At 56.6% G+C, this 26,163-nt stretch carries 25 protein-coding genes and 3 tRNA genes; 7 read left to right on the top strand and 21 right to left on the bottom strand.

What is annotated here, in order from left to right; genetic code table 11:
- Positions 1 to 51: 51 nt before the first annotated feature.
- The 7 genes from lpdA to sdhC form a co-directional block, all read right to left on the bottom strand.
- A complete protein-coding gene (gene lpdA / locus ACIGHL_RS03025) occupies positions 52 to 1,488 on the bottom strand; it encodes a dihydrolipoyl dehydrogenase (RefSeq protein WP_128119270.1) in 1,437 nt (478 codons plus the stop codon).
- 93 nt (positions 1,489 to 1,581) lie between these two features.
- Positions 1,582 to 2,805, bottom strand: a complete 1,224-nt coding sequence (gene odhB / locus ACIGHL_RS03020) for a 2-oxoglutarate dehydrogenase complex dihydrolipoyllysine-residue succinyltransferase (protein WP_045426317.1) — start codon at positions 2,803 to 2,805, stop codon at positions 1,582 to 1,584.
- 68 nt (positions 2,806 to 2,873) lie between these two features.
- Positions 2,874 to 5,705 (bottom strand): 2-oxoglutarate dehydrogenase E1 component, encoded by a 2,832-nt coding sequence (locus ACIGHL_RS03015; protein WP_128119269.1) that lies wholly within the window; start codon positions 5,703 to 5,705, stop codon positions 2,874 to 2,876.
- Between the two features lie 291 nt (positions 5,706 to 5,996).
- Positions 5,997 to 6,701 (bottom strand): succinate dehydrogenase iron-sulfur subunit, encoded by a 705-nt coding sequence (locus ACIGHL_RS03010; protein ID WP_045426311.1) that lies wholly within the window; start codon positions 6,699 to 6,701, stop codon positions 5,997 to 5,999.
- A 10-nt stretch (positions 6,702 to 6,711) separates the two neighbouring features.
- The gene (gene sdhA, locus ACIGHL_RS03005) at positions 6,712 to 8,484 is read right to left on the bottom strand and encodes a succinate dehydrogenase flavoprotein subunit (protein WP_045426308.1); all 1,773 of its coding nucleotides are present in this window, start codon (positions 8,482 to 8,484) and stop codon (positions 6,712 to 6,714) included.
- 3 nt (positions 8,485 to 8,487) lie between these two features.
- Positions 8,488 to 8,856: a succinate dehydrogenase, hydrophobic membrane anchor protein gene (gene sdhD / locus ACIGHL_RS03000; RefSeq protein ID WP_128119268.1), complete on the bottom strand. Its 369-nt coding sequence runs from the start codon at positions 8,854 to 8,856 to the stop codon at positions 8,488 to 8,490.
- Positions 8,850 to 9,224, bottom strand: coding sequence for a succinate dehydrogenase, cytochrome b556 subunit (sdhC, locus tag ACIGHL_RS02995; protein ID WP_045426302.1), 375 nt, complete (start codon positions 9,222 to 9,224; stop codon positions 8,850 to 8,852). Before sdhC ends, sdhD begins: the two co-directional genes overlap by 7 nt.
- 362 nt (positions 9,225 to 9,586) lie before the next feature.
- Between sdhC and gltA the strand changes: the two genes are divergently transcribed.
- On the top strand, positions 9,587 to 10,858 hold the full coding sequence (gene gltA, locus ACIGHL_RS02990; RefSeq protein ID WP_045426299.1) for a citrate synthase: 1,272 nt from the start codon (positions 9,587 to 9,589) through the stop codon (positions 10,856 to 10,858).
- 912 nt (positions 10,859 to 11,770) lie between these two features.
- Here the strand turns inward: gltA and ACIGHL_RS02985 are convergent.
- The 10 genes from ACIGHL_RS02985 to ACIGHL_RS02940 form a co-directional block, all read right to left on the bottom strand.
- Positions 11,771 to 11,847: transfer RNA gene (locus ACIGHL_RS02985), tRNA-Pro, on the bottom strand.
- 82 nt (positions 11,848 to 11,929) lie between these two features.
- Positions 11,930 to 12,286, bottom strand: a complete 357-nt coding sequence (locus ACIGHL_RS02980) for a MerR family transcriptional regulator (protein WP_045426295.1) — start codon at positions 12,284 to 12,286, stop codon at positions 11,930 to 11,932.
- A complete protein-coding gene (gene ihfA / locus ACIGHL_RS02975) occupies positions 12,267 to 12,569 on the bottom strand; it encodes an integration host factor subunit alpha (RefSeq protein ID WP_045426292.1) in 303 nt (100 codons plus the stop codon). The genes ACIGHL_RS02980 and ihfA overlap by 20 nt, the downstream gene beginning before the upstream one ends.
- A gap of 3 nt (positions 12,570 to 12,572) precedes the next feature.
- Positions 12,573 to 14,951 (bottom strand): phenylalanine--tRNA ligase subunit beta, encoded by a 2,379-nt coding sequence (gene pheT, locus ACIGHL_RS02970; RefSeq protein WP_128119267.1) that lies wholly within the window; start codon positions 14,949 to 14,951, stop codon positions 12,573 to 12,575.
- 37 nt (positions 14,952 to 14,988) lie between these two features.
- Positions 14,989 to 16,005 carry a phenylalanine--tRNA ligase subunit alpha gene (gene pheS / locus ACIGHL_RS02965; RefSeq protein WP_128119266.1) on the bottom strand — a complete coding sequence of 339 codons (1,017 nt, stop codon included), beginning with the start codon at positions 16,003 to 16,005 and terminating at the stop codon, positions 14,989 to 14,991.
- 167 nt (positions 16,006 to 16,172) lie between these two features.
- Positions 16,173 to 16,529: a 50S ribosomal protein L20 gene (gene rplT / locus ACIGHL_RS02960; RefSeq protein ID WP_019339387.1), complete on the bottom strand. Its 357-nt coding sequence runs from the start codon at positions 16,527 to 16,529 to the stop codon at positions 16,173 to 16,175.
- A 27-nt stretch (positions 16,530 to 16,556) separates the two neighbouring features.
- Positions 16,557 to 16,751 (bottom strand): 50S ribosomal protein L35, encoded by a 195-nt coding sequence (rpmI, locus tag ACIGHL_RS02955; protein WP_046162144.1) that lies wholly within the window; start codon positions 16,749 to 16,751, stop codon positions 16,557 to 16,559.
- A gap of 62 nt (positions 16,752 to 16,813) precedes the next feature.
- On the bottom strand, positions 16,814 to 17,365 hold the full coding sequence (infC, locus tag ACIGHL_RS02950; protein ID WP_181689948.1) for a translation initiation factor IF-3: 552 nt from the start codon (positions 17,363 to 17,365) through the stop codon (positions 16,814 to 16,816).
- Positions 17,365 to 19,287, bottom strand: a complete 1,923-nt coding sequence (gene thrS, locus ACIGHL_RS02945; protein WP_216706781.1) for a threonine--tRNA ligase — start codon at positions 19,285 to 19,287, stop codon at positions 17,365 to 17,367. Before thrS ends, infC begins: the two co-directional genes overlap by 1 nt.
- A 223-nt stretch (positions 19,288 to 19,510) precedes the next feature.
- A tRNA-Val gene (locus ACIGHL_RS02940) sits at positions 19,511 to 19,587 on the bottom strand.
- Positions 19,588 to 19,756: 169 nt separating this feature from the next.
- Between ACIGHL_RS02940 and ACIGHL_RS02935 the strand changes: the two genes are divergently transcribed.
- Positions 19,757 to 21,040, top strand: coding sequence for an NAD(P)/FAD-dependent oxidoreductase (locus ACIGHL_RS02935; protein ID WP_216706780.1), 1,284 nt, complete (start codon positions 19,757 to 19,759; stop codon positions 21,038 to 21,040).
- Positions 21,041 to 21,044: 4 nt separating this feature from the next.
- On the opposite strand, the gene ACIGHL_RS02930 is transcribed toward ACIGHL_RS02935, so the two are convergent.
- Positions 21,045 to 21,890: a PA2778 family cysteine peptidase gene (locus ACIGHL_RS02930; RefSeq protein WP_499175715.1), complete on the bottom strand. Its 846-nt coding sequence runs from the start codon at positions 21,888 to 21,890 to the stop codon at positions 21,045 to 21,047.
- Here ACIGHL_RS02930 and ACIGHL_RS02925 point away from each other — a divergent pair.
- Entirely contained in the window at positions 21,864 to 21,995 is a 132-nt protein-coding gene (locus tag ACIGHL_RS02925; RefSeq protein WP_499175737.1) for a hypothetical protein, read from the top strand. The genes ACIGHL_RS02930 and ACIGHL_RS02925 overlap by 27 nt on opposite strands.
- On the opposite strand, the gene ACIGHL_RS02920 is transcribed toward ACIGHL_RS02925, so the two are convergent.
- Entirely contained in the window at positions 21,992 to 22,393 is a 402-nt protein-coding gene (locus ACIGHL_RS02920; RefSeq protein WP_045426272.1) for a PA2779 family protein, read from the bottom strand. The genes ACIGHL_RS02925 and ACIGHL_RS02920 overlap by 4 nt on opposite strands.
- A gap of 174 nt (positions 22,394 to 22,567) precedes the next feature.
- Here ACIGHL_RS02920 and ACIGHL_RS02915 point away from each other — a divergent pair, with 174 nt between their 5' ends.
- A complete protein-coding gene (locus tag ACIGHL_RS02915) occupies positions 22,568 to 22,870 on the top strand; it encodes an I78 family peptidase inhibitor (RefSeq protein WP_128119264.1) in 303 nt (100 codons plus the stop codon).
- Between the two features lie 107 nt (positions 22,871 to 22,977).
- On the opposite strand, the gene ACIGHL_RS02910 is transcribed toward ACIGHL_RS02915, so the two are convergent.
- A complete protein-coding gene (locus ACIGHL_RS02910; protein ID WP_128119302.1) occupies positions 22,978 to 24,009 on the bottom strand; it encodes an acyltransferase family protein in 1,032 nt (343 codons plus the stop codon).
- Between the two features lie 393 nt (positions 24,010 to 24,402).
- Between ACIGHL_RS02910 and mobA the strand changes: the two genes are divergently transcribed.
- The 3 genes from mobA to ACIGHL_RS02895 all read left to right on the top strand — a co-directional run bounded on the left by mobA (position 24,403) and on the right by ACIGHL_RS02895 (position 25,451).
- Positions 24,403 to 25,005: a molybdenum cofactor guanylyltransferase MobA gene (mobA, locus tag ACIGHL_RS02905; protein ID WP_128119263.1), complete on the top strand. Its 603-nt coding sequence runs from the start codon at positions 24,403 to 24,405 to the stop codon at positions 25,003 to 25,005.
- A 45-nt stretch (positions 25,006 to 25,050) separates the two neighbouring features.
- Positions 25,051 to 25,272 carry a YgdI/YgdR family lipoprotein gene (locus ACIGHL_RS02900; protein WP_045426262.1) on the top strand — a complete coding sequence of 74 codons (222 nt, stop codon included), beginning with the start codon at positions 25,051 to 25,053 and terminating at the stop codon, positions 25,270 to 25,272.
- Positions 25,273 to 25,374: 102 nt separating this feature from the next.
- Positions 25,375 to 25,451 (top strand) — tRNA-Pro (locus tag ACIGHL_RS02895).
- 160 nt (positions 25,452 to 25,611) lie between these two features.
- Here the strand turns inward: ACIGHL_RS02895 and ACIGHL_RS02890 are convergent.
- Positions 25,612 to 25,854, bottom strand: coding sequence for a glutaredoxin family protein (locus ACIGHL_RS02890; RefSeq protein ID WP_128119262.1), 243 nt, complete (start codon positions 25,852 to 25,854; stop codon positions 25,612 to 25,614).
- Positions 25,855 to 26,163: the final 309 nt, after the last annotated feature.

The raw sequence follows: 26,163 nt of genomic DNA, 5'->3' as shown, positions 1-26,163 counted from the left end.
CCGCGCCAGGCCTATAAAGCCCAGCGCGAGCCGCCGCTTGTTGCTGCGCTATTAGCGCTTCTTGCGGTTGGCGATGTGAATCGCGTGACCATTCACCGCCAGCGCAGCTTCGTGCAGCGCTTCGGACATGGTCGGGTGCGAGAAGACCATCATGCCCAGATCTTCGGCGCTGGTGCCGAACTCCATGCCGATGGCGCCCTGCTGAACCAGCTCGGCTGCAGCCGGCCCCATGACATGCACACCCAGTACACGGTCGGTCTTGGCGTCAGCGATGACCTTGACCAGGCCCGCCGTATCGTTGGCAGCCATGGCACGGCCACTGGCGGCGAACGGGAAGGTGCCCACGTTGATTTCTACGCCTTCGCTTTTCAGCGCCTGCTCAGTCTTACCGACCCATGCGATTTCCGGATGGGTATAGATGACCGACGGAACCAGGTCGTAGTTCATTTGCGATTTGTGGCCCGCGATCCGCTCGGCAACCATCACACCCTCTTCCGATGCCTTATGCGCGAGCATCGCACCACGGACCACGTCACCAATGGCATAAACGCCTGGAACACTGGTCGCGCACTGATCGTCAACAAAGATGAAGCCTCGCTCATCCATGTCGACGCCCGCGTCAGCGGCCAGCAGATCGGTGGTCACAGGACGGCGACCAACTGCAACGATCAGTTTGTCGAAGGTCTGCTGCTGCTCTCCCTCAGCGTTGGTGAAGTTGACGGTGACCTCGTCACCCTTCACTTCCGAACCGGTCACACGGGCGCCCAGCAGAATATTCAGGCCCTGTTTGCTTAGGACCTTGAAGGCTTCCTTGGAAATTTGTTCGTCGGCAGCCGGCAGGAACTTGTCCATGGCTTCGAGGACGGTGACTTCTGCACCCAGGCGAGCCCAGACCGATCCCAGCTCGAGGCCGATGACACCGGCGCCGATAACGCCAAGCTTCTTCGGCACGCTCTGGAAGTCCAGAGCGCCTGTCGAGTCGACAATGATCTTCTGATCGACCGGCGCCGGCGGGATATCGACCGGCTTGGAACCGGAGGCGAGGATCACATTCTCGGCACCTAGCACCTGCGTGTTGCCATCCAGGCCAGTGACTTCGACCTGCTTGCCACTGAGAAGCTTGCCGTGACCCTCGAACACGGTCACACCGTTTGCCTTCATAAGACCGGCTACACCGCCAGTCAGGTTTTTAACGATCTGGTCCTTACGGGCCACCATGGTCGGAACGTCCATGGCCACTTCGCCAGTGCTGATGCCGTGAACCTTGAAGCTCTCGTGGGCTTCATGGAACTTGTAGGAGCTGTCCAGCAGCGCCTTGGACGGAATGCAACCGACGTTCAGACAGGTTCCGCCAAGCGCGGTCTTGCCTTCCTTGCCCTGATATTTTTCGATACAGGCGGTCTTCAGACCCAGTTGCGCTGCGCGAATGGCGGCAACATAACCGCCGGGGCCGGCACCGATCACGACGACGTCGAATTTCTGGCTCATTACGAATCCTCTTGAGTGCAGCTAAAAAATCAAAGGCCGCAGACAGCAGGCCCGGCACTTGCCTAGCCTGCCAACTGCAGCCCGTGACGCTTGTTAGATGTCCAGCAGCAAGCGGGCCGGATCTTCCAGCAGGTTCTTGATGGTCACCAGGAAGCTGACCGCTTCTTTGCCATCGATAAGGCGATGGTCGTAGGACAACGCCAGATACATCATCGGTCGGATGACCACCTGGCCATTAACGGCCATCGGACGCTGCAGAATGTTGTGCATGCCCAGGATAGCGGCTTGCGGCGGGTTGACAATCGGGGTCGACATCATCGAACCGAAAGTGCCGCCGTTAGTGATGGTGAAGGTGCCGCCAGTCATCTCATCAATCGACAGCTTGCCATCACGCGCTTTCTTGCCAAAAGTGGCGATGCCGCTTTCAACTTCGGCCAGGTTCATCAGCTCGGCATTGCGCAGTACCGGAACGACCAGACCACGATCGCTGGAGACAGCGACGCCGATGTCCTGATAGCCGTGGTAGACGATGTCGGTACCGTCGATCGACGCGTTAACCGCGGGGAAGCGCTTCAGCGCCTCGACGGAAGCCTTGACGAAGAAGGACATGAAGCCCAGACGCACGCCGTTGTGGGTCTTTTCAAACAGATCCTTGTACTTCGAGCGAAGCGCCATGACCTCGGTCATGTCGACTTCGTTGAAGGTGGTCAGCATCGCCATGTTCGACTGTGCTTCAACCAGGCGCTCGGCAACCTTGGCGCGAAGGCGCGTCATCGGCACGCGCTTCTCGGTGCGGTCACCAGCAGCAGAAACAGGTGCCGACGCTGCACTAGTGGCGGGCTTGGCGGCTGCCGGAGCCGATTTTTTGGCCTCGATGGCAGCAACCAGATCTTCTTTTGTTACCCGCCCATCCTTGCCAGTGCCCTTTACGCTGTTCGGATCGATGCCGTTTTCTTCGGCCAGCTTGCGCGCGGCAGGCGCGAGGATCGCGTCTTCTCCACCCGCTGCAGGTGCCGATGCTGGAGCGGCAGCCGGAGCGGCGGCTTCTGCAGGCGCAGCAGCTGGAGCTGAAGCCGTAGCGCCAGCGTCCAGCTTGCCAAGCAGCTCACCGCTGAGCACGGTGTCGCCTTCGTTTTTGGCGATTTCGGTCAGCACGCCATCCGCTTCGGCTAGCACTTCCATAACAACCTTGTCGGTCTCGATGTCGACAATCAGTTCGTCACGCTTTACCGCATCGCCCGGTTGCTTGTGCCAGGTCGCAACGGTGCCGTCAGCAACCGATTCCGGAAATTGAGGGGCTTTAATCTCGATAGCCATTAGCTGGGTCCTATTTGATTCGGTTTTTACATCGAGGCCGCGGTGTTCGCGGCCTCTTGCAAGAATGATTAAATGGTGAAGGCGTCCTGCAGCAGTTTTTCCTGCTGTTCGGCGTGCATGGAGGCATAACCGACTGCAGGTGCTGCAGAGGCTTCACGACCCGCGTATTGCAGGAACAGCTCCTTCTTATGCGCGACGGCAACGCGACGCATATGATGTTGGCTGCAATACCAGGCACCCTGGTTCATCGGCTCTTCCTGGCACCAGACGATGCTCTTGACGTTCTGGTAAGGCGCCAGCACCTCAGCCAGATCATCTTCCGGGAACGGATACAGCTGCTCCAGACGAACAATGGCGATGTCTTCACGGCCTTCGTTGCGACGCTTATCCAGCAGATCGTAATAGACCTTGCCGCTGCACATGACAACGCGTTCGACCTTGCTCGGATCGATCTGATCGATTTCCGGAATCACGGTCAGGAACGAACCTTGGGTCAAGTCTTCCAGGGTCGACGTCGCCAACTTGTGCCGCAACAATGACTTCGGCGTCAGCGCTACCAGAGGCTTGCGCAGCGGGCGGATCGCCTGGCGGCGCAACATGTGATAGACCTGAGCGGGCGTTGTCGGCACGCATACCTGAATGTTGTGCTCGGCGCACAGCTGAAGGTAACGCTCCAGCCGCGCGGACGAATGCTCCGGCCCCTGACCTTCGTAACCGTGCGGCAGCAGCATGGTCAATCCGCACAGACGGCCCCACTTGTGCTCGCCACTGGTGATGAATTGGTCGATGACGACCTGAGCACCATTGGCAAAGTCACCGAACTGCGCCTCCCACACTACCAGTGCGTTAGGCATGGTAGTGGCATAGCCGTACTCAAACGCCAGTACCGCCTCTTCCGACAGGAAGGAGTCGTACAGGTCGAAGCGAGGCTGCCCTTCGTAGAGATGCTGTAGCGGGATGTAAGTGCTGCCATCCTTCTGGTTGTGCAACGCCGCGTGGCGGTGCGAGAAGGTCCCGCGGCCGACGTCCTGGCCACTGATGCGAACTGGATGACCTTCGAACAGCAGGGTCGCGTAAGCCAGTGTCTCGGCATAGCCCCAGTTGATGGCAAGCGCGCCGGCACCCATCTTCTGGCGGTCTTCGAGAATTTTCGACACTTGACGTTGAACGACGAAGCCTTCCGGCACCGCCAGCATCTTGCTGGACAATTCCTGCAGCGCTTTTAGCTCGAAACGCGTGTCGTATCGAGCAGTCCAGGTATGGCCCAAGTACGGCCGCCAATCGACGAACAGCTCCTTGTTCGGCTCCTTGACCAGGCTCTTGACCACGTGAAGGCCGTTATCGAGCGCGGCTCGGTATTCGTCGACCTTGGCCTGAACCTGTTCATTGTCGAGCACGCTCGATTGCGTCAGCGCATCGGCATACAGCTCACGAGTGGTGCGTTGTTTGGCGATTTTCTGATACATGAGCGGCTGAGTGCCGCTGGGCTCGTCCGCTTCGTTGTGACCGCGACGCCGATAGCAGATCAGGTCGATGACGATGTCGCGCTTGAATTGCATCCGGTAGTCGACAGCAAGCTGGGTGACAAACAGAACTGCTTCAGGATCATCCGCGTTCACGTGGAAGATCGGCGCCTGAATCATCTTTGCGACGTCGGTCGCGTACTCGGTGGAGCGCGCGTCCTCCTGCTTGTTGGTGGTGAAGCCAACCTGGTTATTAATCACGATCCGGATGGTGCCGCCCGTGCGGTATGCACGAGTTTGGGACATCTGGAAGGTTTCCATAACTACGCCCTGCCCCGCAACGGCGGCGTCACCGTGGATGGTGACTGGCAGTACCTTGTCACCCACCGCATCGCAACGACGATCCTGACGAGCGCGAACTGAGCCCTCAACCACTGGCGACACAATTTCCAGGTGCGAAGGGTTAAACGCCATCGCCAGGTGTATTTCGCCACCCGGAGTCATGACGTTCGAAGAGAAGCCCTGGTGATACTTGACATCACCGGAGCTGAGCCCTTCAACCTTCTTGCCTTCGAACTCGTCGAATAGGTCGCGTGGGTTTTTACCGAAGGTATTGACCAGTACGTTGAGACGGCCGCGGTGGGCCATGCCAATGACGATTTCCTTAGTGCCGTAGGAGCCTGACCGCTGGATAATTTCGTCCAGCAACGGAATAAGGCTCTCACCACCTTCCAAACCAAAACGCTTGGTACCCGGATATTTGGTGCCCAAGTACTTTTCGAGCCCTTCAGCAGCAGTAAGACGCTCAAGCAGGTGGCTCTTGATTTCAGGCGAGAAGGACGGACGTCCACGAACGCTTTCGAGCCGCTGGATAAACCAAGTGCGCTGGTCTGAATCGACGATGTGGGTAAATTCAGCCCCAATAGTGCGGCAATAAGTCTCTTGCAGCGCCTGGTGAATCTCGCGCAAAGTGGCCTGATCTTTGCCCATGGCAAGGTCGCCGGTGCGGAACACCGTATCCAGATCTGCGTCGGTCAGGCCATAGTTATTGATCGCCAGATCAGCTGGAGCCGGGCGCTGTTGCAACCCAAGCGGGTCGAGCTGGGCAGTCTGATGGCCACGCATCCGATAAGCTTGGATCAGACGCAGGACTTCGACCTGTTTCTTCTCATGCTCGCTACTGACGCTAGCGGCTGAAGCAGGCTGAGCACGACGTTGGTTCTTGGCCAACAATACGAAGTGATCGCGGATTGTCGAATGCGATACATCGGCCGCAGCGCCACCGCTGACCGGCAACTTCTGGAAATAGGTGCGCCACTCTTCGGGCACAGCGTTGGGATCGTGCAGGTAGAGCTCGTAGAGCTCTTCCACATAGGCAGCGTTACCACCGGATAGGTGGGCACTGTCCCACATGCGCTGCATTACGCTTTCTTGCATGTCTGGTCACCTTCGATAAGGAGACACCACCAGCGTGGAGACCGCAGCATGACTTCCCAAGTTCTGAAGCAGCGACCCAGGTAAAGCCACTACGGACCGCGCAGATAGTTTCCGAGAACCACCCCGGATGCCCCTGCTGGTCATCAAATTTTCAGAGCGAAACCCCGGCTTTGTGAGCTGGGATTCCTACTAAGACTACGGCGCCGAGTTTGAACTCTGGCGCCGTAGGTGTCGCGGTGAAGCATTAAGGATCTGCAACTACCATCGATAGCCGCAGACACCTTGGGGGCATCAGGTAGCGCTCTGCAGCAGCATGTTCCGCACATGGCCAATGGCCTTGGTCGGATTCAGCCCTTTCGGACAGACACTCACGCAGTTCATGATACCCCGGCAGCGAAACACGCTGAATGGATCATCTAACGCAGACAGACGGTTCTCCGTCTCGGTGTCGCGGCTGTCGGCCAGAAAGCGATAGGCCTGCAGCAGCGCAGCGGGCCCGAGGAACTTATCTGGATTCCACCAGAAGGACGGGCAGCTCGTCGAACAACAAGCGCAAAGGATGCACTCGTACAGACCGTCGAGCTTCTCTCGATCTTCCGGACTCTGCAGACGTTCGATAGCCGGAGCCGGTGTATCGTTCATCAAATAAGGGCGAACCTTCTCGTACTGCTTATAGAAGATGCCCATATCCACCGCCAAGTCACGAATAACTGGCAAACCAGGTAGCGGACGAACCACAAGCTTGTTGCCTTTGACTACAGACGAGAGTGGTGTGATGCAGGCCAGCCCGTTCTTGCCGTTCAGGTTCATGCCGTCAGAACCGCAAACCCCCTCACGGCATGAACGACGATAAGAGAAGCCTTCGTCCTGTTCCTTGATGAGGGCGAGCACGTCCAGCACCATCAGGTCCTTACCATCGGTATTGACCTGAAAATCCTGCATGTAGGGCTTGGCGTCTTTATCCGGGTTATAACGATAAACGCTCACTTGCAACATATCGGCGACCTCAGTAAGTCCGAACCTTAGGTTCGAAAGTCGGAACAGTCTTCGGAGAGAAGTTCACGGCACGCTTGGCTACGCGCTTCTCACCCGGGAAGTACAGGGTGTGGCACAGCCAGTTCTCGTCATCACGCTCCTCGAAATCCTCGCGGGCATGCGCGCCGCGCGATTCTTTGCGATTCTCTGCAGCGATGGCAGTTGCTTCAGCCACTTCCAGCAAATTCTGCAGCTCCAGCGCCTCGATACGGGCGGTATTGAATGCCTGGCTCTTGTCAGAAATCTTCACATTGGCGATGCGCTGGCGGAGATCAGCAAGCTGGGCAATGCCCTTCTGCATATACTCGCCGGTACGGAATACACCGAAGTAATTCTGCATGCAGCTTTGCAGTTCTTTACGCAGCGAAGCGACGTCTTCGCCCTCGGTCCGCTCGTTCAAGCTGGCGAGACGACTCAGCGCAACGTCCAGATCGGCCTCAGTCGCACCGCGGTGCTCGATACCGTCCTTCAGAGCTTTTTCCAGATGAAGACCGGCGGCGCGACCAAATACAACGAGGTCAAGCAGAGAGTTGCCACCCAGACGGTTGGCGCCATGAACCGATACGCACGCCACTTCGCCTACCGCGAACAGCCCTTCAATGATCTTGTCATTTCCATTGGCATCCTGGGTCATTGCCTGGCCGTGGATGTTAGTGGCGACACCACCCATCATGTAGTGACAGGTCGGAACTACAGGCACCGGAGCAGTGACAGGATCAACATGCGCAAAGGTTTTCGACAGCTCGCAGATGCCCGGTAGACGACTGTGCAGCACTTCCTCACCCAGGTGATCGAGCTTCAGCATCACGTGGTCGCCATCTGGACCACAGCCGTTACCAGCCAGGATTTCTTTAACCATGGAGCGAGCAACTACGTCACGACCCGCCAGATCTTTCGCGTTCGGCGCGTAACGCTCCATAAAGCGCTCGCCGTGCTTATTGATCAGGTATCCACCTTCACCACGGCAACCTTCGGTTACCAGCACACCGGCACCAGCGATACCGGTCGGATGGAATTGCCACATCTCAATATCCTGAACCGGCACACCTGCGCGCAACGCCATGCCAATACCGTCACCGGTGTTAATCAGCGCGTTAGTGGTCGATGCGTAGATACGCCCTGCACCTCCGGTGGCCAAGACCACAGCCTTGGACCGGATGTAGACCGTTTCGCCGTTTTCGATGCAGATCGCGATGATGCCCACGATGGCGCCATCCTGATTCTTCACCAGATCCACGCCATACCATTCATTGAGGAAGGACGTGCCCGCCTTCAGGTTGGCCTGATAGAGAGTGTGCAGCAGCGCATGACCAGTACGGTCAGCGGCCGCGCAGGTGCGAGCAGCCTGCCCACCTTTGCCATAGTCCTTGGACTGGCCACCGAATGGACGCTGGTAGATGCGCCCCTGCTCGGTTCGGGAGAACGGCAAGCCCATGTGTTCCAGCTCGAAAACAGCCTCCGGACCAACGGAACACATATATTCGATAGCATCCTGGTCGCCGATGTAATCGGAGCCCTTAACGGTATCGTACATGTGCCAACGCCAATCGTCGTTCGGGTCGGCCGAAGCGATCGCACAGGTGATGCCACCTTGTGCGGATACGGTATGCGAGCGGGTCGGAAAAACCTTGGTTACCACCGCAGTTTTGTGGCCACCCTGGGCCAACTGCAGCGCGGCGCGCATGCCCGCGCCACCGCCACCAATAATGATGGCGTCATAAGAAAGAGTACGAATGCTAGCCATGGATCAGATACCCCAAAGAATCTGCACGCCCCAGACGAAGAAGGTGAACATAGCTATGCCACACACCGCCTGGAAGAGAAAACGCACGCCGGTAGCCCACTTACCGATTGCCATGTTGGTCAGGTAGTCAGTGGAAATCGTCCACATACCAACCCATGCATGAACACTGAGGGCAACGAGTGCAAGGAGACTGAAGATGCGCATCCACTGAGCGGAGAACAACGCATGCCACTGAGCGTAATCCAACCCCGGATTCGCAATGAGGTATCCGATCAGAAAGAGAAAATAAGCCGCCAGGACCACCGCTGAAACGCGCTGGGCCATCCAGTCATACAGACCCGAACGGGAAAAGTTGGTGACATTGGTTACCATATCCAAACTCCCGCCAGAACGATCAGCACCGCCGATACGGCCAAAACGATTTTCGAGCCCAGCTTCCCGCCTTCCAGCGTTTCGCCATGGCCGGTATCCATGACCAGATGGCGCACACCGGCCACCAGGTGATACAGCAACGCAGAGAGCAAAGCCCAGACCACCAGCTTCGCCAGCGGACTACCGAGATACGCCTTCACCTCTTCAAAGCCTTCGACAGACGACAAAGAGACATCAAGCGCAAGCAGCAGGACGGCCACACCAACAAACAAGATCACGCCAGAAATGCGATGAAGGATTGAGGTGTAAGCAGTGATTGGGAGTTTTATTGTCCTAAGATCTAGGTTTACAGGTCGTTGGCTTTTCACGGCTTTTTTTCACACTTGAGAGCCCCGAAACCGCAGGGCAAAGTTGTTGGGAAGAGCACGCAGCGGTACCCGCCACCCACGAGTGACAACCCACAGGAAACTGCCTGTAAGGCCCCTGCCGGTCGGTCGCCGATTATAAACAGTTAGGTCGCTAATGACAATGTGGTGAAGTGCCACTAAAGGCGGATGGCGCCTCGGTTTGTAATTCGCGTAAATAGCTTTTTCTGTGTTGCGAATTCACCCCTAACCCCCTCTACAACTGGCCGCTCGCCCAAATTGACTTTGTGATTTATCTCACTATAGTGATGCGGGCCCTGCGTGGGGGGCCATGATGATTCCAAGCATAAAACAGGAGGCCATACATGGCTGACAAAAAAGCGCAGTTGATCATCGAAGGCGCAGACGCCATCGAACTGCCCGTTCTATCCGGCACCGTAGGGCCCGACGTAATCGACGTACGAGGCTTGACCTCCACGGGTCGCTTTACCTTCGACCCCGGCTTCATGTCCACCGCCTCTTGCGAATCCAAGATCACCTATATCGACGGTGACAAAGGAGTTTTGCTTCATCGCGGCTACCCGATCGAGCAGCTGGCCGAAAAAGCCGATTACCTCGAAACCTGCTACCTCTTGCTGAACGGCGAGCTGCCTACTGCTGAGGAAAAAGCAAAGTTCATCAGCACCGTCAAGAACCACACAATGGTTCATGAACAGCTCAAGTCTTTCCTCAACGGTTTCCGTCGTGATGCGCACCCGATGGCCATCATGTGCGGTGTTGTAGGCGCGCTCTCGGCCTTCTATCACGACTCTCTGGATATTAACGACCCGCACCACCGCGAGATTTCGGCGGTTCGCCTGGTCGCGAAGATGCCAACACTGGCCGCCATGGTTTACAAGTACTCCATGGGCCAGCCGATGATGTACCCGCGTAACGATCTGAACTACGCTGAAAACTTCCTTCACATGATGTTTAACACACCTTGCGAAGTGAAGCCGATCAGCCCGGTTCTTGCAAAAGCCATGGACCGCATCTTCATTCTGCATGCGGACCACGAGCAAAACGCCTCAACGTCCACCGTACGCTTGGCCGGCTCGACCGGCGCCAACCCGTTCGCCTGCATTGCTGCTGGCATTGCAGCGCTGTGGGGCCCGGCACATGGCGGCGCCAACGAAGCCGTACTCACCATGCTGGACGAGATTGGCGACGTTTCGAACATCGAAAAATTCCTTGCCAAGGCCAAGGACAAAAACGACCCGTTCAAACTGATGGGCTTCGGCCACCGCGTCTACAAAAACTTCGACCCACGCGCCAAGGTCATGAAGCAGACCTGCGACGAAGTACTCAGCGAACTCGGCATCAACGACCCGCAGCTCGAACTTGCAATGAAGCTTGAAGAGATCGCACTAAACGATCCCTACTTCGCCGAACGCAACCTCTACCCGAACGTTGACTTCTACTCCGGCATCATTCTCAAGGCGATCGGCATTCCAACCAGTATGTTCACCGTGATCTTCGCGCTTGCACGCACTGTCGGCTGGATCTCGCACTGGAAAGAAATGATTGCGATGGGTCAGAAGATCGGTCGTCCACGCCAGCTGTACACCGGCCACCCGCAACGGGACCTGAATCGATAAGGCAACGCGAACCGCCTTACCCTGAATAGACCTACAGCTTTTTAGTGTTAGCTACCTCTCAACGCCCAGTGCAACGCACTGGGCGTTTTTATTTCTGGACCGAATCGGTCCGCACCCACCATTGTGATTTCCGATTACTCCACACCTAACTTACGAGCCGATCGAGACCGCGGTGCTGCCGAGGCAGCACCTCATTTTCGTTGACACACTCCCTCAGAACGCCCTGATGGTAGCCGCAACCCTCATCATCCATGCCGTGCAGGATGCGCTGATTTAGCTCGGCTGCACTGGCGTCCCGAGCGAGAATTAATATATAGCACGCCTGAGCCGAGGCAGGCGCCCGATAGCGGGCACGAGTGAGTGACACAAAAAATCGACGAGCAGCTTTTCCCTCCGCGCCGCTTCCTGACGCATCGCTTCGTCCAACTTGCCACCCCAGACCTTAGCGCCCCAGAACCGACTGCATTTTATGTCTTACAGCCAGCCAAGGCCGCACGCTGCCAAAAGTTGCACCAGTACAAGCATGAATCCAAGCCGGCGAAGCTTGGGGCGCTCCCTGGCACAGCCGGGCAGTAGCACGACTCGCTGACACTAAAGGAGTGAGGGCGCCTTCCTCAGCACTGGGACAATGAGGAGGGATATGATGAGGCCGCTAGCCGCAAACGACACAACACCACTGAAGAGTCGTGCGCCTAGCTACCGCAATTTTGCCGTCAGAGAGCCATACCGAAGCGACAAAACCATTACCACGCATCGCCACCCAGCAGGAGCTGCTACATTTGTAGCCGGAGCGCTCACAAACCCGGCAGACCTCAGCGGCAAGCAGAAAGCGGGAAAACTCTGAGGCATCACAAAACCTCAGACATAAAAAAATCCAGTCACCGTTAAGTGACTGGATTTTCTGGGGACTTTTGGTCGGGACGGAGTGATTCGAACACTCGACCCCTTGCACCCCATGCAAGTGCGCTACCAGGCTGCGCTACGCCCCGACTGCATCTTCAGGTTCGCTGAAAACGGAACGAACTATACATTAAGCGACTGAATATGTGAAAGTTTTTTCGTCAGCAGGGCTTAGGTTTTAAGGACCTGAAGCACGTCTTCAAGCTCAGTTATCATCTGCCTGATGAGCTGCTTGTATTGGGTAGTGTCCTCACGAGCCTCATCGCCTGACATCCGCTGGCGAGCACCGCCAATGGTAAAGCCCTGCTCGTAAAGCAACGAACGGATCTGCCGGATCATCAGCACGTCCTGACGCTGATAGTAGCGCCGGTTTCCACGACGCTTCACAGGATTCAGCTGTGGAAATTCCTGCTCCCAATAGCGCAGCACATGCGGCTTAACTGCACATAGCTCACTCACCTCACCTATAGTGAAATAGCGCTTGCCAGGTATCGTTGGCAGTTCGTCGTTATGACTTGGTTCCAGCATATGCTTCGACTCTGGCTTTTAATTTTTGGCCGGGCCGGAATGTCACGACACGACGCGCCGTGATGGGAATTTCTTCGCCGGTTTTCGGGTTACGCCCAGGACGCTGTCGCTTGTCGCGCAGGTCGAAGTTGCCGAACCCGGACAACTTCACCTGCTCATTATGCTCAAGCGCCTGGCGAATCTCCTCGAAAAAGAGCTCGACCAACTCTTTAGCTTCGCGCTTATTCAAGCCTAGCTCTTCAAATAGACGTTCCGCCATTTCAGCTTTCGTCAGAGCCCCCATACGCTATTTCCTTAACGTGGCGTTGAACCTTTCTTCCAAGGAGGAGAGGATTTGCTGCATCGCACCACTCACCTCGTCGTCGTTTAGAGTGCGCGAAGGGTGTTGCCAGGTCAAGCCGACTGCCACACTTTTGCTAAGAGGATCAATACCTTTACCCTGATAGACATCAAATAGCTTGAGGTCCGTCAGGTTCTCGCCCGCGGCCTTACGAATGCATAGCAACACATCGTCAGCCGGAACCTCACGCGCCACCAAAATCGCCAGGTCGCGACGCACCTCAGGAAAACGGGACAGCTCACTGAAACGCGGCAGCCGACCTTCGCTGATTTCGGCGACCAGCAGCTCGAACAGATAGACGGGCTGATCTATACCCAGCGTGGCGGCCAACTCAGGATGAAGACTTCCGATATAGCCGACCAGACGCCCTTCCCGCTCGATTCGAGCAGTCTGTCCAGGATGTAGAGCAGGATGCTCGGCGGCGGCGAAGCCATAGGCGGTAGCGTTACCGGCATATCCGAGTAAGGCTTCAACATCGGCTTTCATGTCATAGAAATCAGCTGCGGCTCTATCGTTGCCCCAACCCTCCGGCAAACGGCTGCCGGTGATGACACCGGCCAGCATCGGCTCCTGCTTCAACGCGCCAAGCTGGCCGACAAAACGTAGGCCGCTCTCAAACAGACGCACCCGCGTCTGTTGCCGGTTCAGGTTGTACTGCAGTGCCTTGATTAATCCTGGCCATAGCGTCGCGCGCATCGCCGCCATGTCCGAAGAGATCGGGTTCGCCAATTGCAGCGGCTCGGTGCCAGGGCTGAACAGCTCGAACATTTTTGGGTCGATGAAGCTGTAGGTGATCGCTTCCTGGTAGCCACGGGCAACCAGCAAGCGGCGCAGGGCGGGGAGTTCGGCTCGGGATTCAGGGTTGGCTTCGGGCGCCAGACGAGCCTGGGGATAACGCACCGGTAAGCGGTCGTAGCCATACAGACGCCCCAGCTCCTCGATCAGATCTACCTCTAGACTGATATCGAATCGGTGACTGGGAACGCTGACTTCCCATGACTCTTCGCCCAGTTCGGCAACTCCCAGCCCCAGAGCTGACAGCAGCGAGACGACCTGATCGCCCGCCATGTTCAACCCCAGCATCTGCTCGATTCGATCCTTGCGTAGCAGAATCGGTGCAACGCGGGGAAGATCGGCGTCGCTGACGGCTTCGACTACGGGCCCGGCGCTGCCGCCAACAATATCCAACAACAATGCAGTCGACCGCTCCATGGCCCGGCGGGCCAGCTGGGAGTCAACCCCTCGCTCGTAGCGATGCGAGGCGTCGGTATGCAGACCATAGGAGCGCGCCTTGCCGGCAAGGGCAATGGTGTCGAAGAAAGCACTTTCCAGAAACAGGTCCTGTGTCGCTGCACTCACCCCGCTGTGCTCACCACCCATGACCCCGGCGATTGCGAGGGCGCGCTGATGGTCAGCGATGATCAAGGTATCGCTGCGCAGGGTCACTTCCTGCCCATCGAGCAGGACGAGCTTTTCCTGATCCTCAGCCATTCGAACCCTGATGCCTCCCCGGATCTCGGCCAAGTCAAACGCGTGCAGTGGCTGCCCAAGTTCGAGCATTACATAGTTGGTGACATCTACCACCGCATCGATGCTGCGGATATCGGAACGACGCAACCGCTCGACCATCCACAGCGGAGTGGGTCGCGACAGGTCTACATTACGAATCACGCGTCCGAGATAACGCGGACAGGCTGCGGGTGCTAACACCTCGACCGGGCGCACCTCGTCATGGCTCGCAGCCACCGGAACGATATCGACAGGAGCGACCGTCGCGCCGTAGATGGCGCCTACCTCACGCGCTAGCCCTGCGACAGAGAGGCAGTCGCCACGGTTCGGCGTCAGGCCTATTTCGATGCTCGCGTCGTTCAGGCCGAGATACACTCGCAAATCGCTACCAACCGGGGCATCGCCAGCCAGCTCCATAAGCCCACTGTCGTCTGTACCAACCTGCAACTCGGTTTCCGAGCAGAGCATGCCGTTGGACTCGACGCCGCGAAGCTTCGCTTTCTTAATCTTGAAGTCGCCCGGCAGCTGCGCGCCGATCTGCGCAAAAGGAATCTTCAGGCCTGGACGCACGTTGGGCGCACCACAGACTACCTGAAAGGTTTCGCTGCCATTGCTGACCCGGCAGACGCGCAGCTTGTCCGCATCCGGATGTTGCTCGGCGCTCTGCACCTCGCCCACGATAACGCCACTGAACTCACCGGCCACCGGGGTGACCGCATCCACTTCGAGGCCGACCATCGACAGCCTCGCCACCAGCTCCTCACGAGAAACTTGCGGATTGACCCAAGTACGCAACCACTGCTCGCTGAATTTCATCCTGCTCTCCTAAAATTTCTTTGACTGGACTCTGGACCTAGCGAAATTGAGCCAGGAACCTCAGGTCGTTATCGAAGAACAGGCGTAAGTCGTTGACGCCATAGCGCAGCATGGCAAGCCGCTCGGCCCCCATACCGAAAGCGAAGCCCTGGTATATTTCCGGATCGATACCGGACATGCGCAGCACATTCGGATGCACCATGCCGCAGCCCATCACCTCGAGCCAGCCGGTCTGCTTGCAGACGCGACATCCCTTTCCGCCGCACATGACGCACTGCATGTCCACTTCGGCCGACGGCTCGGTAAACGGGAAGAACGAGGGCCGGAAACGTACGCCGAGAGGCTTTTCGAAGAACACCCGCAAGAACTGCTCGATTGTGCCTTTCAGATCCGCAAAGCTAATACTCTCATCGACAAGCAAGCCCTCAACCTGATGGAACATAGGCGAATGGGTGATATCCGAGTCGCATCGATAGACACGCCCCGGACAAACGATGCGGATGGGCGGCTGCTGCGACTCCATCGTGCGCACCTGAACGGGCGAGGTATGGGTACGCAACAGCATGTTGGCATTGAAATAGAAGGTGTCGTGCATCGCCCGGGCAGGATGATGGCCGGGGATATTGAGCGCTTCGAAGTTGTGGTAGTCGTCTTCGACCTCTGGCCCCTCGGCAACGCTATAGCCGATATGACTGAAGAATTGTTCGATCCGCTCTAGTGTACGCGTCACCGGATGCAGTCCGCCGGAGGCCTCTCCCCGTCCTGGCAATGTCACATCGATCCGCTCGGCAGCGAGCTTGGCGCTCAGCGCAGCTTGCTCCAGATCCGCCTTCTTGGCATTCAGCTCATCCTGAACACGGCTCTTCGCTGCGTTGATGAGCGCACCGGCCTTGGGGCGTTCATCTGCGGATAGTTTGCCCAGGGTCTGCATGACCTGGGTCAGCTCGCCTTTCTTGCCGAGATACTGAACCCGGATCTGCTCCAGGGCGTTGATGTCTTGACTATGTTGCACCGCCTCAAGCGCTTGCGAGACCAGTGCATCCAGGTTTTCCATGTACAACCTCCAGAGGTTCTTGCAGAACCGCACCAGACGATCAGCACTTAGGCTTTACGCGAGGTGCATTTTTGCAAATGCCCCTTCAGATACGAAATAGGGGAAGAGCACAAGGCTCTTCCCCTATCGGTGACGCTACGAATCCGAAGACTCGATTGTCGATGGGCTTAGGCCAGAGAAGCTTTGGCTTTTTCGACAATTGCAGCAAAAGCTGCTTTTTCATTCACTGCCAACTCGGCCAGGACCTTACGGTCGATCTCAATAGCCGCTTTTTTCAGACCAGCAATGAAACGGCTGTAGGACAGACCATTCACACGAGCGCCAGCGTTGATACGAGCGATCCACAGAGCGCGGAACTGACGCTTCCGCTGACGGCGGTCACGGTAGGCATATTGGCCAGCCTTGATAACCGCCTGCTTGGCAACACGGAACACTCGCGAACGAGCGCCATAGTAGCCTTTAGCGAGTTTCAGAATTTTCTTGTGACGGCGACGAGCGACGACGCCACGCTTAACACGAGCCATGAGTTATTCCTCTGAGTCTTGACCGAATTAACGAACGCGCAGCATGCGCTCTACTTTTGCTTTGTCAGACGGGTGCATCAGAGATGTACCACGCAGCTGACGCTTACGCTTGGTAGACATTTTGGTCAGGATGTGGCTCTTGAAAGCGTGCTTGTGCTTGTAGCCATTCGCCGTCTTTTTGAAGCGCTTTGCAGCGCCGCTTTTAGTCTTCATCTTTGGCATGTTCGGTACTCCACAGTGTGGGTGATTTCAAATAACCGCAAGGCCTGCCAGTGCCCTGGTGGTTACTTCTTTTTCTTGGGAGCGATGACCATGATCAGCTGGCGTCCTTCCATCTTTGGATGCTGTTCGACCGAACCGTACTCCACGAGATCAGCCTCGACCCGCTTCAACAGTTCCATCCCCAGCTCCTGATGCGCCATCTCACGACCGCGGAATCTCAACGATACCTTGGCCCTGTCCCCTTCACTCAGGAAACGCACCAGGTTGCGTAGCTTGACCTGGTAGTCCCCTTCTTCCGTCCCTGGACGAAACTTTATTTCTTTGACCTGAATCTGCTTCTGGTTCTTCTTCGCTGCAGCAACCTGCTTCTTCTTTTCGAAGAGGTGCTTGCCGTAATCCATGATCCGGCATACAGGAGGAACCGCATCGGCGGAAATTTCCACCAGATCCAGCTTGGCTTCTTCAGCTATACGAAGCGCTTCATCAATCGAGACGATGCCAACCTGCTCGCCATCAGCACCAATCAAACGGACCTCACGAGCCGAGATATTCTCGTTGATCGGGGCCTTGGGTGCAGCTCGTTTATCCTGTCTCATTTCACGCTTAATAGTCATTACTCCAATTCTTGGCGACCACGCCGGGAAACCGCTCGTGTCAGCAACTGCGCGAAGTCATTCAGGGGCATGGAGCCCAGATCGACGCCTTCACGGGTGCGCACAGCAACGGCTCGTGTCTCTACTTCCCTGTCCCCGATAACCAGGAGATAGGGAACCTTGAGCAAGGTATGCTCGCGGATTTTAAAGCCGATCTTTTCGTTTCTCAAGTCGGACTTGGCACGGAAGCCGCTTTGGGTAAGTGTTTTCTCCACTTCCAGCGCGAAATCAGCCTGCTTATCGGTGATATTCATAACCACAGCTTGCGTCGGAGCCAGCCAGGCCGGGAACGCGCCCTCATAGTGCTCGATCAGAATACCTATAAAGCGCTCGAACGAACCAAGGATCGCGCGGTGCAGCATGACCGGCGTCTTTCGACTGTTATCCTCCGCCACGTAACTCGCATCGAGACGCTGGGGCATGTTCGGATCGTACTGCAGGGTGCCGCACTGCCAGGAACGACCCAGGCAGTCGAGCAACGTGAATTCGATCTTCGGGCCGTAGAACGCACCCTCCCCCGGCAAATACTCCCAAGGCAATCCAGCCGCGTCCAGCGCACCTGCCAGCGCTGCTTCGGCGCGATCCCAGAACGCGTCGTCTCCGACGCGCTTCTCAGGCCGCGTTGACAACTTCAACTTGATGTCACTGAAACCGAAATCAGCATAGACCTGCATGGTCAACTTGATGAAATCAGCTGCCTCAGCACTGACCTGTTCCTCAGTGCAGAAGATGTGCGCATCATCCTGCGTAAAACCGCGGACGCGCATGATCCCGTGCAGCGCACCAGAAGGCTCATTGCGGTGGCAAGAGCCAAACTCTGCAAGACGCAGCGGCAGCTCACGGTAACTTTTGAGCCCCTGATTGAACACTTGAACGTGACAGGGACAATTCATCGGCTTGATCGCGTAATCGCGGCTTTCCGACTCAGTGGTAAACATGTTTTCAGCGTAGTTGCCCCAGTGCCCGGATTTCTCCCACAGGCTGCGATCCACAACTTGCGGTGTCTTGATCTCCTGGTAACCGTTCACACGCTGCACGCCGCGCATGTACTGCTCAAGCACTTGGTAGATGGTCCAGCCGTTCGGGTGCCAAAACACCATGCCAGGTGCCTCTTCCTGGGTATGGAAGAGATCAAGGCGCTTGCCAATCTTGCGATGATCGCGCTTTTCGGCTTCTTCAATTCGCTGAATGTAAGCTGCGAGTTGCTTCTTGTCCGCCCAGGCAGTGCCGTAGACGCGCTGAAGCTGTTCGTTCTTCGCATCGCCACGCCAGTAGGCACCGGACAGCTTGGTTAGCTTGAATGACTTGAGGAAGCGGGTATTTGGCACATGCGGACCACGGCACATGTCGACGTATTCTTCGTGGTAATAGAGACCCATGGCCTGCTCGTCAGGCATGTCATCAACCAGACGTAGCTTGTAGTCCTCACCACGCGACCTGAATACTTCGATAACCTCAGTACGAGGCGTAACCTTTTTGATCACATCGTATTCGGTATCAATCAACTGCTTCATGCGCTGCTCAATCGAAGCCATATCATCTGGCGTAAACGGTCGCTCGAAGGCAATATCGTAATAGAAACCTTCGGCGATGACTGGACCAATAACCATCTTCGCAGTTGGATAGAGCTGCTTGACAGCGTGACCAACCAGGTGAGCGCAGGAGTGGCGGATGATCTCCAGTCCCTCTTCATCCTTCGGCGTGATGATCTGCAGGCTCGCATCGCTCTCGATCAGGTCACAGGCATCAACCAGACGACCATTGACCTTACCGGCAAGAGTCGCTTTGGCTAAACCGGCACCTATGGATTGTGCCACTTCAGCAACGGAGACCGGATGATCGAACGAACGCTGACTGCCGTCAGGAAGAGTAATGGTGGGCATGGCGCCTCCTCTCCTAGTGGTGACCCCTACCAAAGGCCACATGGGTTGGGATGAGCCAGGAAAGCGACCCGCCGAATAACCTGCCGCACATTGGCAGGAGCCCTAAGGCGATCGAGACGGACCGAAGTCACTGGAAATACAGGAGCGCGGATGCTTTCAGAAAGCCGCCGCGCTGACAAGCAAGGCATAAAAAAAGGGTCGCTAGCGCGACCCTTTTCGGAATTGGTAGGCACAATTGGATTCGAACCAACGACCCCCACCATGTCAAGGTGGTGCTCTAACCAACTGAGCTATGTGCCTCCGATGGACGCGCATTCTAGAGACTCGCCTGAAAGAGTCAAGCGCTTTTTCGCTAAGCCACTGATATTTGTAATTTTTGACGTAACGAAAAGGAACCTTGCGCTGCTATAGCGCGCACAGCGCTCTCGAGATAGCATCTGCGTCAAGTATTTACAACGGGGCAACCATAATGTCGCACACCTCATACCCGGCTTCCTATTACGCAGCCTCAGCGAACCGGGCTCCAGTTCGCAGCCCCCTGAAAACCGACATTGAGACGGATGTCTGCATAATCGGCGCTGGCTATACCGGGCTGTCGACAGCGCTGTTCCTTCTCGAGCAGGGGTTTCGCGTCGTCGTACTGGAGGCCGCCAAGGTCGGCTTTGGCGCCTCCGGACGCAATGGCGGGCAGATCGTCAACAGTTACAGCCGTGATATCGACACCGTCGAGCGCACGGCCAGTACTGACGCTGCACGACTAATCGGGGCCATGGCATTCGAGGGTGGACGCATCATCCGCGAGCGGGTGGCACGTTATGGCATCGACTGTGATCTGAAAAGCGGAGGCGTATTTGCCGCATTCAATGCCAAGCAGATGCACCATCTCGAGTCGCAAAAAGCGCTCTGGGAGCGTTACGGCTACGATCAACTTGAGATGCTCGACCACGATGGCATCAGAAAGGTTGTTGCGTGCGAGCGATACACAGGCGGAATGCTGGATCACGGCGGCGGTCATATCCATCCACTCAACCTTGCACTGGGTGAAGCAGCAGCCGTCGAATCGCTGGGCGGCGTGATCCACGAACAAACCCCAGCAGTCCGTATCGATCGAGGAAGCAATCCGCGTGTCCATTCTCAGCACGGCCAAGTGACCGCGAAGTTCGTCGTCGTTGCGGGAAATGCCTATCTCGGAGGACTGATTCCGGAATTGGCGGCCAAATCCATGCCCTGCGGAACCCAAGTGATTGCTACAGAGCCCCTCGACCCTGAGTTAGCAGCTGCCCTGCTCCCACAAGACTACTGCGTAGAAGACAGCAACTATCTGCTCGACTACTTTCGGCTATCCGCTGACAAGCGGTTGATCTATGGCGGTGGGGTGGTCTACGGCGCGCGCGATCCAGCCGATATCGACTCGATCATCCGACCGAAAATGCTCAAGACCTTCCCACAACTCCAAAACATCAAGACGGAGTTTGCCTGGACCGGCAACTTTCTGATGACATTATCGCGCTTACCGCAAGTCGGTCGACTCGGCGATAACATCTATTATTCTCAGGGCTGCAGCGGTCACGGTGTCACCTATACCCATGTCGCCGGGAAGGTTATCGCCGAAGCACTACGAGGCCAGGCAGAGCGGTTCGACGCCTTTGCCAGCTTGCCGCATTACCCCTTTCCTGGTGGTCAGAAGTTCAGCGCGCCAATAAGTGCGCTCGGTGCGCTCTATTACAGCCTGCGCGACAGGATCGGCTTCTGACGCATCACTGATAGGGGCAAGCTGGAGCGGCCTCACACGCGCCCGGCTCGTCCGGCCCCCGGGGTAACTCTGCTCTCAATCGGCGGTCCTTCGGCGCCAGCTGCACCGCGCACGCATGGGCTGCAGATGCCTGAATACGGCATCCCCGCTCCGCCATCACCTGCGAAAGGTTGAACCAGGCAGGTGCGAAAGAGTTGTCACGTTGAACACTGGTCCGCAGGGCTTGCTCCGCAGCATTTCCGTCGCCTAGCGCGTACCGAGCGTTGGCCAGAACGAACCATGACAAGCCACTAGACCAATGTTGCGCAGCCGTTTCATACGCCTTCAAAGCCGCACCATTACGCCCGATTTGCTCAAGATCATTCGCAGCCTTCAGCCAGACAGTTTCCTGCGCAGTACGAGGCAACTGATCGGGCGAAACCGTCACCACAGCCCAACGCTTGCCCTTGGTCCAGCTTCGCTCGAACTGGCGAAAAGTTCCGGTCCAGCGTCGAGTAGTCCCGGAACGCAGTACGAGGGTCTGCGTCGCCAGGTCATACCCCACCACTACCGCAAAATGCCATTGAGGCCAGCGATCAAAGGCAAGGTTCTGCAGCACCAGAACAGGATTCCCGGCTGCCACTTCGGTCAGCATCGCTTCCAGCCGGGGCTCTAACGGATAAACCAACAAATCGTGAGCCCTGGCAGCCGCAACCATTTCAACCTGCAGACTGCCCTTGCGCTCCGGAAGATAAACCCGTTTGACGAGCTGCTCCGGCCGGGTAGCGATGCCACGCTGGGTAAGCATAGTCGCGAGTGCAGCAGGCCCGCATTGATAGTCTTCTTGCGGAAAGAATGGAACTTCGTCCAACTCAACCTGCTCGGGGAGACCCGCGACTCCAACCGGGACGATCGGCGCTCGCGCACACGCCCCGAGAAGGAGTACGGCAAACAGCAGTATCAGTCGCTGCATTAACGGTTGATACAGTTGACGAAGTTAAAGATATTCGTAGCGCACAGGAGGTCGGTCACGATGAAGATGACGAGAAACAGCACGATAATCCCAACCACCCCTGCACCAGCCGGCGCTTGATCCAGTTGCTGATTGAATTGCGCAAGTTCTGCAGGTGTCAGGCTGTTGATTCGCTGCTCGACCTGATCCTGCTCAACGCCCATTGAGACTAGCTTTTTCTGGACGTCTTCATTCTCAAGCATTGTCAGCAATTGCTGGCGATCTACCTGCTGCTGTTGTTCGGCAATTATCTCCGCACTGCCGATCATTGCCGCCTGGGCCAGTGGAATCTGTGCGAACAGCATGAAGTGCATCGCTGCTAGAAGGGTAGCAACACGCTTCATCACGGACGAGTTAAACATGGCGGAATTCCTTGATTTTGTTTGCGGCCAGTGCGGTGCGCAATGGGCCTTCAACGGTAAGACGGGCCGGCTGTTCCGCCAGTTCCCTTGTCCGCTGTGGTTTGCGCCAGCGACTCGACTGGATTTGCGGACTCGTGACTGTTATCAACAACGTCAAAACCGAAGGAGACCGATATGAACATCGTCCGCCTAGCTGCTCTGATGGCATGCAATGCCATCCTAACTGGCTGTCAGCCGCCATTCGGCACCGCGCAACCGGCAGGAAGCAACGCCGGTAAATGCGATGCCTCTTCTATCCAGACGCTTATTGGGGAGCAGGCCAGCCCGGCGCTTCTCGATCAGGCACGACGAAAAAGCAAGGCCGCCATTGCTCGAATCGTTCGACCGGGAGACGTTGTCACAATGGAATACAACGCTCAGCGACTAACCCTGACGACTGACGAATCGCTTGAAATTCTACGAGTCAGCTGTGGTTAAGCAAAACCGCTACTGGCCGCAAAAGATCCGAAAGCCTTTCGGATCCTGGCAGTAAAACGACACGGGGCGCAGGCAAGGCCAACCGTTACACCTGTAAATCTACCCGATCAATGTGCCATTGCCCTGCGTGTCAGCAGGCGGGTCGCGGAAAACGACTTCGGCGGAGCCAACAAGAAATACAGGTCGTACCGCTTGATGATCATCTGAGCCAGCAAGGGCGCGACAAGCCCGATCAAGGTTCCGACAATCAAATGGACAGCTATGGAGTCGATGCCCATAAAGCTGCCAAGGATCACTCGGATACCGCTCCCCGCCAGAATATGCATCAGGTAGATCGTCATGGATGAGGCGCCAATGAATAGCAGCCAGCCCATGCGAAACCGGCCGAGCCACATCGAAAGGGCGATCACGAACAGGATCGAAACAGTCGCCAGCGCAAGCACCGGCAAGCCGCCCACCTCCCAATTCAAGCCGAACGTTACGTGAAACAGGTACTGCCCAATTAGAAATGACGCCCCGAGCAACAAGGTGAGAGGGACATACCGGGTAAGAAAATACACCTTAATCTCGTTGAACCAGATACCGAGCGCAAAGAACACCGCATTGCCGAAGATAAACTTGCCGATACTGCCGACAGCCAGATCTCGACTGAGCACATAAAGCACACCGAAGACCAGCAAAAGCGGCAGAAAGTAGCGACGGTCAGTCTTGGCGTAAACCAAGGAGCAGACAACGAAGACCAGGAACAGCGCATAGAGAAACCAGAACTGAGCCCGTGGCGACCAGAGCAACGAGAACACCTCCCCTAACGTCACATCACCGTTCGTGTAGTTTGATAGCACGACCTCTACCACACCCTGCAACAAGGACCACACGATGAAGGGGTAAACAATGGTATCGACCTTGTTCACGACCAGTCCGGTTTTCCCTCGCTTAACAAGTGAGTCGTAAAAGAACAAACCCGACAGGAAAAAGAACAACGGCATGTGGAAGCTATAGATGACACTGTCGACGAGAAGATATTCGTCTTGATCCATCGGCAAACCGGCGTTGAAGACCCCACGCGCGACATGTCCGTAGACCACCAGAATGATCCCAATGGCTTTGGCGTAATCGACCCAGGCATTTCTCTCCTGCATCATATTTCTCCTTGGTTATGGGCAATACCAGACAAATCGCAGCCAGAGTTGGCAAAGATGGGAAAGGTAGACAGTAAAAAATCCGATCAGTTTGTCGCCGGCAGCGAGGGGCGACGATGTCCGACGTAATGCCTCGAGCGTTGGCGGCACGGTAGACATCGGGCCGAAGCCGATTTAGCCCTTAATAAAGGCGACTGACTGATAGCTCTCAAGACACCCATTCACGAAACTGCAGTGACGAGGGCGCCTGAAGCTAAACCCTGGCTACCCCGCCCTCCCTTTTCGCTCGATATCCAACAGAACGACGACCGATTAAGCCATCGCCTTGCCCCACCTTGAGGTTGTTGGAAAGCGCGACCGGGTGTTATAGACAGGATTTTGAAGGAGTATTCGATGATCCAGCACAGGCTCGCGAATTGTTCGATTCTGCTATTGGCGGGCGGGCGAGGACAGCGCATGGGCGGGCGAGACAAGGGGCTCGTAGACTGGAACGGCAAGCCCCTTTTGGCATGGCCGCATCGCATCGCTCGCCCCCTGACGGATGATCTCCTTATTTCCTGCAACCGCAACCAAACGCGTTACGCCGCTTTTGCCGACCGGCTGGTTAATGACGATGAGCCGGATTTTCCAGGGCCGCTTGCAGGCATACGAGCCGGGCTCGCAGCGGCTTACCACCCTTGGATGATGGTGCTGCCCTGCGACGCCCCCCTGATAGACGAAGCATTACTAAGACAACTGTACGAAACGGCACAACAGGACCCCGACACGCCTTTGATGACTCGAAGAGGCGCACAGTGGGAACCATTGTTTTGCATTATCCCGGTCAAACTCGCCCCCGCTATCGAGGCCGCCTGGCAGATGGGCGAACGAAGCAATTTGAAGGTGCTACTGACGCTGCAAGTGCGCGCCCTTGATCTCCATACAGACGACCCGCGCCTGGCCAATCTGAACTCACCGGAGCTGCTTTCGCAGCAGCTGCCTCCAAAGGGAACTTAGGCGCGTCGAACACCGTCACAGACGCAACTACAGAGGAGTTTCAACATGCGCACAATTACCGGGCCCGCTTTGGCCGCCCTGGTCGGAATGACCCTCCTTACCGGTTGCTCGAGCCCGAGTGTCATCACGCTCAACGACGGTCGCGAAATTCAAACGCTGGACCAGCCTGAATATGACGACGAAGCAGGCTTCTATGAATTTGAAGGCATTGACGGGAAACCGGGCAGAGTAAATAAGGATCAGGTTCGCACCGTCCAAGAGCTCTAGCTCACCGCTCTTTCGGGCGACGCATCATCCTTGGCACAGGTGAAAAAGCCTTCGCTAGACGCTTGTGAAGCAAAACTTTTTATGTAAAATGCGCGCCATCTTCGGAGCGTAGCGCAGCTTGGTAGCGCGTCTCGTTCGGGACGAGAAGGTCGCTGGTTCGAATCCAGTCGCTCCGACCAAAATCCCGCTCAGGCTTAATGAGCCCTGAAAAAAACCGGCCCTATGGCCGTTTTTTTTGCTTTGAAAACCATAAGGCATTGCCTAGGTTTACCTCCCTCGCCCCTTTTGATATCGATTCGTCATTACTGCCTCGAACGCATCCACCACGCGTCATCGAAGCTAGCTCCGCAAGAACCAAACGACTTGCTCTACCTCGAACGGCCAATCCAGTTCGGCGCCCGTGTCGACACGCCGGAGCACGGGTATACGAAGGCCATAATCGTCAAACCAATCCGGACGCTCCGCTATATCCAGCAGTTCAACTAGCAACCCATTCTCTACGAGCGGCAGCACTACCGCCTCGGCTTGCTCACACAGGTGGCAACCCAGCGTTCCGAACAGTTGACATTCTGGCAGATGCATAGTCAGGAGCTCATTAAGGGGCAGCGCAATTCTAGCAGGCCCGTCACGATGCAGCAGAATGCCCACAGCGTCTCGTTCTCTGGGCCTAGTCCGAATAAAAAAGTGTGACCTTGAACCCACTCAAACAACGGTTTGATTTTGCGAATCGACGCGACGCTGGCAAACGGCTAGGATGCTGCAGCCCAAGCGACCCCAGAGCCGCAGGGCTGGAGGCTTAGGCGCGTATCGGTAGTATTCCGAACCAACGTTTAGTTGGTCAGAAATCGCTACCGGAAGAGTTACCAACGCCCCCACTTAAGCCTTAAAGAC

It is taken from the genome of Pseudomonas sp. NPDC077451 (assembly GCF_044543345.1).
Lineage (GTDB): Bacteria > Pseudomonadota > Gammaproteobacteria > Pseudomonadales > Pseudomonadaceae > Stutzerimonas.
Note: the sequence above shows the minus strand (reverse complement) of the source record. Positions and strands in the feature narration are given on the sequence as shown.

Coding starts and splice junctions, on each gene's coding strand:
- ACIGHL_RS02980 (WP_045426295.1), bottom strand. CDS start 12,286: ATGCTGGAACCAAGTCATAACGACGAACTGCCAACGATACCTGGCAAG.
- infC (WP_181689948.1), bottom strand. CDS start 17,365: ATGACTATTAAGCGTGAAATGAGACAGGATAAACGAGCTGCACCCAAG.
- ACIGHL_RS02890 (WP_128119262.1), bottom strand. CDS start 25,854: ATGCATCTGCCAGAATGTCAACTGTTCGGAACGCTGGGTTGCCACCTG.
- thrS (WP_216706781.1), bottom strand. CDS start 19,287: ATGCCCACCATTACTCTTCCTGACGGCAGTCAGCGTTCGTTCGATCAT.
- odhB (WP_045426317.1), bottom strand. CDS start 2,805: ATGGCTATCGAGATTAAAGCCCCTCAATTTCCGGAATCGGTTGCTGAC.
- ACIGHL_RS02915 (WP_128119264.1), top strand. CDS start 22,568: ATGAACATCGTCCGCCTAGCTGCTCTGATGGCATGCAATGCCATCCTA.
- rpmI (WP_046162144.1), bottom strand. CDS start 16,751: ATGCCAAAGATGAAGACTAAAAGCGGCGCTGCAAAGCGCTTCAAAAAG.
- sdhD (WP_128119268.1), bottom strand. CDS start 8,856: ATGGTAACCAATGTCACCAACTTTTCCCGTTCGGGTCTGTATGACTGG.
- ACIGHL_RS02910 (WP_128119302.1), bottom strand. CDS start 24,009: ATGCAGGAGAGAAATGCCTGGGTCGATTACGCCAAAGCCATTGGGATC.
- lpdA (WP_128119270.1), bottom strand. CDS start 1,488: ATGAGCCAGAAATTCGACGTCGTCGTGATCGGTGCCGGCCCCGGCGGT.
- ACIGHL_RS02935 (WP_216706780.1), top strand. CDS start 19,757: ATGTCGCACACCTCATACCCGGCTTCCTATTACGCAGCCTCAGCGAAC.
- ACIGHL_RS02900 (WP_045426262.1), top strand. CDS start 25,051: ATGCGCACAATTACCGGGCCCGCTTTGGCCGCCCTGGTCGGAATGACC.
- sdhA (WP_045426308.1), bottom strand. CDS start 8,484: ATGGCTAGCATTCGTACTCTTTCTTATGACGCCATCATTATTGGTGGC.
- ihfA (WP_045426292.1), bottom strand. CDS start 12,569: ATGGGGGCTCTGACGAAAGCTGAAATGGCGGAACGTCTATTTGAAGAG.
- pheS (WP_128119266.1), bottom strand. CDS start 16,005: ATGGAAAACCTGGATGCACTGGTCTCGCAAGCGCTTGAGGCGGTGCAA.
- ACIGHL_RS03010 (WP_045426311.1), bottom strand. CDS start 6,701: ATGTTGCAAGTGAGCGTTTATCGTTATAACCCGGATAAAGACGCCAAG.
- ACIGHL_RS03015 (WP_128119269.1), bottom strand. CDS start 5,705: ATGCAAGAAAGCGTAATGCAGCGCATGTGGGACAGTGCCCACCTATCC.
- pheT (WP_128119267.1), bottom strand. CDS start 14,951: ATGAAATTCAGCGAGCAGTGGTTGCGTACTTGGGTCAATCCGCAAGTT.
- rplT (WP_019339387.1), bottom strand. CDS start 16,529: ATGGCTCGTGTTAAGCGTGGCGTCGTCGCTCGTCGCCGTCACAAGAAA.
- ACIGHL_RS02920 (WP_045426272.1), bottom strand. CDS start 22,393: ATGTTTAACTCGTCCGTGATGAAGCGTGTTGCTACCCTTCTAGCAGCG.
- mobA (WP_128119263.1), top strand. CDS start 24,403: ATGATCCAGCACAGGCTCGCGAATTGTTCGATTCTGCTATTGGCGGGC.
- gltA (WP_045426299.1), top strand. CDS start 9,587: ATGGCTGACAAAAAAGCGCAGTTGATCATCGAAGGCGCAGACGCCATC.